Raw genomic sequence first — 10,872 nt, forward strand, 5'->3', positions numbered from 1 at the left:
AGTGAAAAGGAGAAGAATATGAAAGAGGAGATAAAATATTTAATTCAGTGTGCTTCTAAAAACATCTTAGATAAACGAATGGTAGCTAAAATAATATCTATAATGAGTAGTGCATCAAGTGAAAAAAATGAACAATTTGCAATTGTAGGAATTAGCGCGAATATGCCAAGAGCAGAGGATAAGAATAAATTTTGGGATGTTATAGCTAACTCTACGGATTGTATAGTAGACTTTCCAAAAGATAGAATGGATTTTGCAAAAAAATATCTTAACTATATAGGCTTTGATGATGACGTAATTTTTGCAAAAGGGGGGTACCTTGAAGGCATAGAAAACTTTGATTATTCGTTTTTTGGAATTACTCCTGCTGAAGCAAAATTAATGGATCCAAATCAAAGGTTATTTTTGCAAGAGGCTTTCAATTGTTTGGAAGATGCAGGGTATGGTAATAAGGTATTGTCAGGAAAAAATGTTGGCGTATTTGTAGGATATGATAATTCTACAGTAAATGAGTATCGTCAGATTATTTCTGATGTATCACCTGAAGCATTAACACTGGCACTTGCAGGGAATATAGTACCTGCGATTGCTAGTAGAATATCCCATATCTTAGATTTTCATGGACCAGCAATGGTTATAGATACAGCTTGTTCATCAGCATTGCTTGCCGTTCATATGGCATGTATGTGTATACAAAGCAATCAATGTCAATCAGCAGTTGTAGGTAGTGTAAAGTTAAGTATGTTACCTATAGTGATAGGCGAAAAGTTGGGTGTAGAGGCAGGAGATTGGAAAACTAAAGCTTTTGATGACAGTGCAGATGGAACGGGTGTTGGTGAAGGTGTTGGTGCAATTTTTATTAAACCTTTAAAAAAGGCCATTAAAGATGGCGATGACATTTATGCTGTGATTAAGGGCGGGGTGAGTAATCATGATGGAAATTCAATAGGACTTACTGCTCCAAACCCATTAGCTCAAGAAAAAGCTATTTTAGGTGCTTGGGAAAATGCAGGAGTTAAGGGGGATACTATATCGTACATAGAGGCTCATGGAACAGGTACAAAGATAGGAGACCCAATAGAGATTCAGGGTTTAACAAAATCATTTTTAAAGTATACAGATAAAAAACAATTTTGCGCTATAGGTTCTGTAAAAACAAATATTGGGCATTTGGATCATGCATCTGGGATTGCATCTATAATAAAAGTTGCGTTAGCCTTAAAAAAAAGAAAATTACCACCTACATGTAACTTTAAATCACCAAATAGGATAATTAACTTTATTAACTCACCATTTTATGTTAATACAAAACTTAGAGAATGGGAGTGTGGTGAAACACCTCTAAGATGTGGTATAAATTCATTTGGATTAAGTGGAACTAATGTTCATTTAGTATTAGAGGAGGCTCCTAAAAAACAAAACTATAATAACAGTGGGATTTCAGTATTAGTGTTATCAGCAAAAAGTGAATTTTCATTAAAGAAATATCTAGGAAGTATGAGAATATTTCTTGAGGAAACACAAGAGAATTTTAATGATATATGTTATACAACGAATTGTTGTAGAGGGCATTATACATATCGGGTAGCAATTGTGGCTGATAGTTGCATGGACGCAGCTAAAAAAATAAATTATCTAGAAATGGAAAAGGATTTAGTAACACAAGGAGAACAGATTTACTATGGAATAGAAGATCAAACAAAGTATAAAAAAGAATTAATTGATGAAGATATTTTACAAACTACTGATGATATAAAAAAGAATATGCTTAGTGATTTAGCTAAAAAGTATTGTACAGGTATAGAAATAAATTGGGATAAGCTATATGAAAAACCTAGTAGAGTTCATCTACCACCTTATCCATTTGATATGAAGAAATGTGTAATTGAAATACCATATGTTGATAAGGATATAAGTAAAGTTAGAAAAGAAATATATGAGAAATCAGAAAAGAATATACTGGTTATTGGTAATTATTCTGGTGTATCAGAAGAAGTTGTTTCAATAGTGGCAAATACTTGGGGAAATGTATTAGGAATTGATGAAGTAAATGTAAATGATAATTTATTCAAACTTGGAGGAGACTCCATTTTTGCAATGAAGGTCTTTAATATTTTAAAAAATCTTATTGGTGAGAAAGTGGAAATAAAAGATATAATGGGAAGCGGCGATTTTATAACTCTTGCAAAAACAATGGAAAGCAAGTTTGATAATAAAAACATAGGCGTGATTTCTCATAACAAAATTAATGAACATAGTTCAATTAATGAATATAAATTGACTCCGCAGCAAGAAAGGTTATTTTTAATTAATCTTATGGACAGTGATTCTAAAGCATATAATATGCCTACTGTTATGATAATTGAAGGTAAGATTGATATTAATAAGCTTGAAAATTCATTCAAAAAGCTTATTGCTTCTCAGGAAAGCCTTAGAACATCATTTAATGAAAATAATGGACAAGTATTTGCTAAAATAAATAACAATGTTGACTTCTCTTTGGAAATTATTGAGTGTAATAATGGTGATTATGATAGTGCAATTGAAGAGTTCATTAAACCATTTGATTTTAATAAAGCACCTTTATTAAGAAATGGAATAATAAAGGTATTTGAAAATAAACATTTACTATTATTCGATATTCATCACATTATTTGCGATGGAATGTCAATAACTATATTAATTGAAGAATTAATGAAGTTTTATATTGGAGACAATGAAAGGGCAACTAAATTAAAATATAGTGATTATGCAATAGCTCTTAATAAGAAAAATGAAACAGGAGATTATAAGAAACAAGAAGAATTCTGGAAAAAGCAATTATCAGGAAAAATAACAAGGCTAAATATGCCAAATACTAAAATTCGTCCACAAGTACAACAATTTGAGGGGTTAAGAATATCAAAGGATTTGTCAAAAGAACTTACTGAATCAATTAAGGATTTAGCAAAAAATAATTTAACAACAACCTATAATGTGTTATTTGCAGCATTAAATATAATGATTAAAAAATACACAGATCAAGATGATATTATAATTGGTTCACCTGTGTCAGGTAGAAATGATTCACAACTTAACAATATAATTGGATTGTTTGTAAATACCGTAGTTATGCGTAATGAGGTTGTAGGTGAAGATACAGTATTAGATTTAATTAATAAAATAAAAAATAATACTATAAGTGTATATGAAAACCAAGAATTTCCCTTTGATAAAATGGTAGAATTATTAGATTTACCTAGGGATTTAAGCAGAAATCCGATATTTGATGTAATGTTTTCAATGCAAAATTTTTCACAAGCTTCAATGGATATAAAAGAATTAACAATTTCACCATATGCTTTTGAAAATAAAGTTTCTAAAGTAGACATTACAGTAAATGCTATTGAGAAAAGCGATATTATAAATTTAGAAATTGAATTTTCTACAGCTTTATTTGAAAGAAAAACAATAGAGAGAATGATGGGAAATTTATTCAACATATTAGATGAGATGGTGAAAAAACCCGAAACAACTATTGATAAACTAGATATGCTTACTAAAGAGGAATTAAAAGAATTAAAAGTGTTTGGAACTTGCATGACAAGTTATAATGAGACTTTAACAATAGACAGGCTAATAGAAACACAAGTAAATCTTACACCAAATAAGGTAGCATTAATCATCAACGACGAAAAAATAAGTTACATAGAGTTAAATGAAAGAGCTAATTCTCTTGGAAATGAACTTTTATTAAGAGGTGTTGATAAATCAGGGTTTATCGCCATAGTGGCAGAACGATCCATTGAGATGATCGTTGCGTTGTTAGCTATTATAAAAATTGGGGCAGCATATGTTCCAATAGATCCATACTATCCTAAAAAAAGAATAGAATTTATGATTAAGGATAGTGGAGCTACAAGTGTATTACATTATTGCAGTGATAAGAGTATTATTATTAATTTTGCTAATTCCATAGATCTTTCAAAAGAAAACAATTATTCCAAAAATTTCAATTCTCCAAATGTTAGTATTGATGAAAATAGTCCAATGTATATGATATATACATCAGGTTCAACAGGCGTACCTAAAGGTGTAATATTGACACATAAGAACGTAAATAATTTTATTAATGGTATTACACGGATTATAGACATTAATGAAAATAACAAAATATTGAGTGTTACAACTTTTGGTTTTGATATTTTTGTATTAGAAAGCTTTTTAATGTTGTCAAAAGGTGCCACTATTGTGTTAGCATCTGATGAACAAATAAATAGTCCTCAATTACTATGTCAGCTTATTGATAAAAATGATGTTAATATTTTACAGGCGACTCCTCTAAGAATGAAATTAATTTTAAATGAAGAGAATTCAACAGCATTTAGAAAACTTAGAACTATTTTAATTGGCGGAGAGGCATTTCCTTTAGAACTGTTAAAAAAATTAAATAAATATGATAAATTAAGAATATACAATATGTACGGACCTACTGAAACAACTGTATGGTCAACAGTTAAAGAACTAACAAACCTGGATTATATTACAGTTGGAAAGCCAATAGCAAACACAAATTGTTGCATAGTAGATACGAAGAATAAATTAGTACCTATTGGTTCAGTTGGAGAACTAATTATTGGCGGAGATGGAATTTCAAAGGGTTATCACAATAGATCACAATTAAATAAAGATCGGTTTATACATATGGATTCTCATAGTTTCGGAATGATGTATAAAACAGGGGATACTGCAAGATGGCGTAATGATGGTGAAATTGAAGTTTTAGGTAGAAATGATAATATGTTTAAAATTAATGGCTATCGAATAGAACTAGGCGAGATACAGAGTTGCATTGCACAACATGGAGCTATAAAAGAAGTTGGTGTTGTAACTGATGATAAAGATTATATTCTGGCATATTATGTAGAAAACTTTAAAGTTTCCTCAAAAGAGATTAGAGATTACGTATCAAATAAGTTACCAAATTATATGATTCCTAATAAATTTATCACATTAAATAGTTTACCACATACACCAAATGGAAAATTGGATTTGAAAGTTTTAAAAAGTATGAAAGTAGAGGGGGAAGAAATAAATAAGAAATCAATTTTACCACCTAATAATAAATTACAAAAATTATTGGTTGACTCATGGAAAAGAGTTTTAGAAGTAGATGAAGTAAGTGTTGACGATAACTTTTTTGAGCTTGGTGGTAATTCTATGAAGGTAATAATGTTTATTGCAGATATGAAAAAATTTAATATAGATATTATTATCAATAATGTATTTAGTCATAACACCATTTTAGATTTAGAATATTATTTAAATTCCTTAGTAAAGAAAAATCTAATTAGCAATGGTACGGAAGTAAAGAAAAAAATATTTGAGACATTAAATTTAAATATAAACATTGTAGAGACAATCATAGATAATGAACAGTACATAATTTATTGTGTTGATGATTATAGCGAGGACAATAAACAAAAACTTTTAGAAGCCTTAAATAAATATGTAGATAAGGAAATTTATCCTCATTATATTATTTCTAGCGATAAAGCATTAGCATTAGGTATTGATAGTTTTGAAGGGGAAAGGATAATAAATATTAATCTAAATGATTTTGAGTCGAATTTACATATGCTGAAAATTAATTGCGAGACTATAATAAATGAAATTAATAATAAACATAAAGAGTTTGAAAAGGCTGTATTAATTGGTGAGGTAGAAAAAGAATATAGATTAGCACCAATTCAATATTTTTTCTTAGATAGTGAAAGATACTCGGGCACACTGTTACATTTTGATGATGTATTAAATATCGATATATTTAATAAAGCAATACAGGCACTACTTATTAATCAAGGTATTTTTAGATCAACACTAGTAAAGAGAAATGATATATTGTTTTGGAGTCAACACGAATTAATAAATAATGTACAAGCTCCCTATATAGATATCAGTAATGTAACAAAAGAAAGTAAAGTAAATCTCATGAGAAATATTGCAAGTGACTATTATTTTAAAAGTTATGAACAAATTTCTAGATGTGTGCATAATACAGCAAACAGTAACTATGAAAATAGTTTGTTATATAGAACTTTGCTTGTTAAATCAACTGAAAGAGACTTCTATTTATTTTTACCAGTAAATCATGCAATATTTGATGCGATGAGTGGAGAAATTGTTAAGGGCAGTATTAATGAATTTTATAATAGAATTTTAGACGGTGAAGTAATTGGAATGGAAAATAGTAACCAATATCAGAATTTTATTGAACAGATAAGAAAAGGACCTGTAAATATAAGTGACGAAGAGTTAGTTAAAAAATTAGAAGTTGGTAAATATGTACAATACACTAATTTGCTAAATGAAAAGATAAATAAATATAATCGTGATAAAAGTACTTATATAAAGTTTGAAATTGAAAAACAAGAGGGTGTAAGTGAGGATAATGCATGGGAGGTTGCATTTGAAGTACTTAATATATTTATTCAAGATTATATGGGAGTGAAGAATCTTCCGATAATGTTTTATTATTATGGACGTAATTATGAGAATAAGGGGTATTTCGACACAGTTGGAGAATTTATTGATATGATACCAGTATTTATTGATGGAAAATTAGAGCTTTCTAATATGGTACAGGTAACTCAAGATGCAATAGCTCTTTCTGAAACCCATAATATTAATTTTTCAAATTTAGCAACTAATAAGTCACAACAAGTAAGGACACCTAAGATATGCCGATTTGTTACAGAAACAAATGAAAAATCATCTATAGTGTTTAATTTTCAAGGCAAGCTTGAAGAAAAAGAAATGAAATTATTTGAAGACGTATTATATGAAAGATTAATGCATGAGCTAAATATGGAGGAATCAGTAAATATACACTTTATGACTAGATATTCAAATAATAAAATACAAGTGGATATAAATATTCCATTTGATACGCAAGATAATACAATAATTGAGTTTTTTAAAAGCAATATAGAAAATATTAAAGAGTGCAAGGAGATTAAATATGGTAAATAAAACTGTTTCAAATGAAATTTATATTAAAAAATTTCCGAAAAAAAACATACCTATTTTGTTTTTAAGTAGATTTATTAGTGATTTGGGATCAGCCGTATTTAAATTTGCATTAAGTCTTTATATTTTAGACGCTACAGGATCACCAGCAATATATTCACTTATTTTGACACTGAGTATGATGCCAGGGATATTAATTAGTATAATTGCTGGAACAATTATAGATAAATATGACAAGAAAAAGATAATACTTTGGGCAGATATTATTAGCAGTATTTTAGTTTTGAGTATGTTTATATCATTAGAAATGATAGGAAATAATATTTTCATTCTAGGAATATGCGTTGTTAGTGTAAGTGTAGTTCAATCATTTTTGAATTTGGGTATTAATTCCTGTCTAGCGAACATTGTAGAAGAGGACAAGCTTCCAAAAGCAAATTCATTTTTTCAAGGTATGGGTGCTATTATAACAATTCTAGGCCCAGTAATTAGTGCACTGCTTTATAAGGTAATAGGAATTAAACTAATAATGTGTATAGATGGAGTTTCTTATATTATAGGAGCTATTCTTACATTTTCATTAGTATTTACAAGCAATAGAAATTATAACGAACATGAGACTGATAAATTTATCGATAATTTAAAATTTGTATTCAAATATGTTAAAGAAACGACTGGTATAAAGTTTTTTATGATTATATTAGCAATATTAACATTCGTGTATTCTCCACTTACAATGGTCGCAATTCAATATATTATGAGAATTGAGATAGTATCATCAGAATATCAGTTATCGTTTATACTTGCAGCATTAGGTATAGGAGTAATTGCAGGTGCAATTTCAGTAGGTATAATAAAAAATACTAACTCAGTCCTAAGAAAATTACCAATTTTATTTTTGCTTTTAGGTATTAGTGTAATTGCGTGGGTTATACCAGTTAGAATAGAGTATGCAATTAAGAATCAACAAACTATTTTAAACGTACCAAATTTTATTCAAGGTATTTTAAGTGGATGGAATACTTGGAACACTACTATAATTTTTTCTGTAATAATGTTTTTTATGGGTGTACTATACACAATGATAATTGTTCCAACCTATACTTATCTTCAATTAAATGTTCCGGAGAATATGAGAGGCAGGATTTTTGGAATAGCGACAACAGCATTGAGTATTTCTGGTCCACTAGGGGTTGTTATTTATGGACAACTTCTACAAAACTTTAATTCAATAATAGTAATCGTAGTGTCAGCAGTATCAATTTTAATGGCAATCTTAATATCGGTATTTAGTAAAGATTTCAATAGTTTTAGAAAGTCAGTAAATATTCAATAAATGGTGAATAATTAGGAGGGGAAAATGAAACTTATATTAAAATATTTTTTATACAACATATGGAATAAAAAGTTAAGATCTTTTATCATTATCTTTTCTATAATGATTACAACATTGTTGGTAATGGCTAATTTAGGTATAAATAATTATTTCATGGCCACATATGATACAAATGTTAAGTATTTATTAGGAAATATAGATATTGTTATAAGTGCATCAAAAAATAGTGATGAATTAATTAAGCAAGGTAGTATAAAACTTAATAGCAGCGATGTTAAAAATAGTTCAGAAATATTTGGTGGACTCGGAAAAATTAAAAATAAAGCTGGGAAAAATATAAAGATAAATATTATTGGTGCAGATACAAATGAACTTAAGAAATTAAAAGTTATTGATAATGAGGAAAATGATAATAATAACGGAATTGTAATATCTAAAAAGGCATTAAACTATTTAGGGGTCAATATAGGATCAGAACTTGAATTGGATGTGCTGGGACAAAAATATAGGAATACTGTAGTAAACGTAGCTGATAACAGTGGAGTGCTTGCTAAGGATGATGAAAATAACATTACTATGGTATTACCTAAAAAAATTGTAGAACAATTTTATCATTCGGAAAATAAAATAACCAACATATATGTAGCTGTAAAGGATGGTAAAGATATAAATAATGTTATGAAAAATATAGAGAATGATAACAGCGGTATAGATGCACAGGCTACACATTCAATTGAGGATTATAAAACTCAAACTGACTCTATATCATTAGCTTTATTATTTGTATTGGTAATTACAATATTTATAAGTGTATATTTAATTTCATTTCTATTTAAGGTAATGGGAGCAGAACGAATAAGCGTAATTGGGACTTTTCAAAGTGTAGGAGCAACTAAAGGTGAGATAAGCCTATTGTTTATTGGTGAAAGTTTAATTTATGGAATTTTAGGATTTATATTAGGGATAGGGGTAAGTAATTTTACACTATCAAATATATATTCTATGCTAAATCAATTTCAGACAAGTAATACAAATGCTATTCCTATAATGGAACCAGTTAATATACTAATAGCTTTTGCTGTTGCTGTAGGGATATCTTTGATTAGTAGTTTAACTATAACTTTCAATATTAATAAAATTCAAGTGAAAAATCAAATAATAAATACATTAAAGCTAACAAAAGATGTAAGCATTGCTCATGTAGCTTTTGGAATAATAAGTTTTGGCGTAAGTGCAGGATTGTATTTTTACAACAAAAACTACAATAGTATTATAGGTGCAATAAGCTTTTTATTTTTAATAATAGGGGGAATTTTAATTTCCTCAATTGTAGTTAATATTTTCACATTGCTTGTATCAAAGACATTAGGTAAGTTTAGTGGCACACTGAATTTGGCAATGAAGAATTTGGAAACGGATAAATTTTTACAAGGAAATATAACACTAATAACTGTTATGATAACGATGATATTAACTATATCCATAGTAATTACGAGTGTTCAATCGTCAATGGTGTCAATGCTTAATCAGAATGATTTTGACGTATCTATTACTAGCATTAGTTCAGATATTAAAACTTACGACAGGATCAGTAAAATAGATGGTGTTAATAAAATGTATTATGAATATTTAGCATTTCCTAAAGCTGAAGCAGGTACACAAACTCTCGGAAATTTAAGTTTAATTGGAATGTCAAAAGATCAACAATTTAGTGATTTTCATAAGAATGGAGTAAAGTATGATAAGAAGTTGGCTGAAAAATTACAAGATGGCGATTATATAATGGTTGATTCTTTCTTTGCAGATAAAAACAATTTAAAAATTAGAGATAAATTATTGGTTACTTATGATTCTGAAAAACTAACAAAACGAAAAAGTAAATATGAGATCATAGGTTTTCTAGACTCTTCTGGGTTTGCAACAACAAGGGATGCAGCAATTATAAGCCTTGATAATATGAAGAGAAGCGTAACTAAAATACCATATCAAATACTTGTGAAATTATCAGATGATAAGAAGAAAAAGGCAACAAGTGATATTACTGATGAACTTATAGACACTCCTGCTGTTGTTAAAACAATTAATCAAAGTATAAATGATAGTATGCAAGGAGTAGATGGATTGATTTCGGTTTTAAGCGTATTAATGGCCCTAGTTTTTGTTTTAGTTGGATTCGGAGTTGTTAATAATTTGTTTATTAGTTTCTTGCAGAGAAAACGTCAAATTGCAGTTTTAAGTTCTGTTGCAATGAGTAATCTTCAAATTACTTGTATGTTTTTTTTAGAAACTATAGCATTGTTTATAATTTCTTTAGGTTCTAGTTGCATATTAAGTTATACAATTTGCATTATGCTTCCTAAAATGCTTTGGGGAACAGGTCTTGCATTTAAATTTTTGTATTCATGGAAAGTATTTGGTATTGTAGCAATTGTATTATTTATACTAATGATTTTGGGTACTATAATAACTTCACTAGGATTAATACGTATGAAAATTATTGATGAATTGAAATATGAATAGAATAATAT

Annotated in this window: 3 protein-coding genes; all 3 read left to right on the top strand. The window is 28.4% G+C overall.

Translation table 11 applies throughout. The annotated features are described in order from the left end of the window. Positions 1–18 precede the first annotated feature (18 nt). The 3 genes from ACWJKE_RS00185 to ACWJKE_RS00195 are packed head-to-tail and all read left to right on the top strand — an operon-like array spanning position 19 to position 10,864. On the top strand, positions 19–7,011 hold the full coding sequence (locus ACWJKE_RS00185) for an amino acid adenylation domain-containing protein (RefSeq protein ID WP_462959081.1): 6,993 nt from the start codon (positions 19–21) through the stop codon (positions 7,009–7,011). Beyond that, a complete protein-coding gene (locus ACWJKE_RS00190; protein ID WP_462959082.1) occupies positions 7,001–8,344 on the top strand; it encodes an MFS transporter in 1,344 nt (447 codons plus the stop codon). Before ACWJKE_RS00185 ends, ACWJKE_RS00190 begins: the two co-directional genes overlap by 11 nt. 24 nt (positions 8,345–8,368) lie before the next feature. Next, positions 8,369–10,864 carry an ABC transporter permease gene (locus ACWJKE_RS00195; protein WP_462959083.1) on the top strand — a complete coding sequence of 832 codons (2,496 nt, stop codon included), beginning with the start codon at positions 8,369–8,371 and terminating at the stop codon, positions 10,862–10,864. Positions 10,865–10,872 lie beyond the last annotated feature (8 nt).

The sequence above is a fragment of the Clostridium sp. CM036 genome, assembly GCF_055081135.1.

What these genes read in the sequence shown, in the direction of transcription:
- ACWJKE_RS00185 (WP_462959081.1), top strand. Translation starts at nt 19, where the DNA reads ATGAAAGAGGAGATAAAATATTTAATTCAGTGTGCTTCTAAAAACATC.
- ACWJKE_RS00190 (WP_462959082.1), top strand. Translation starts at nt 7,001, where the DNA reads ATGGTAAATAAAACTGTTTCAAATGAAATTTATATTAAAAAATTTCCG.
- ACWJKE_RS00195 (WP_462959083.1), top strand. Translation starts at nt 8,369, where the DNA reads ATGAAACTTATATTAAAATATTTTTTATACAACATATGGAATAAAAAG.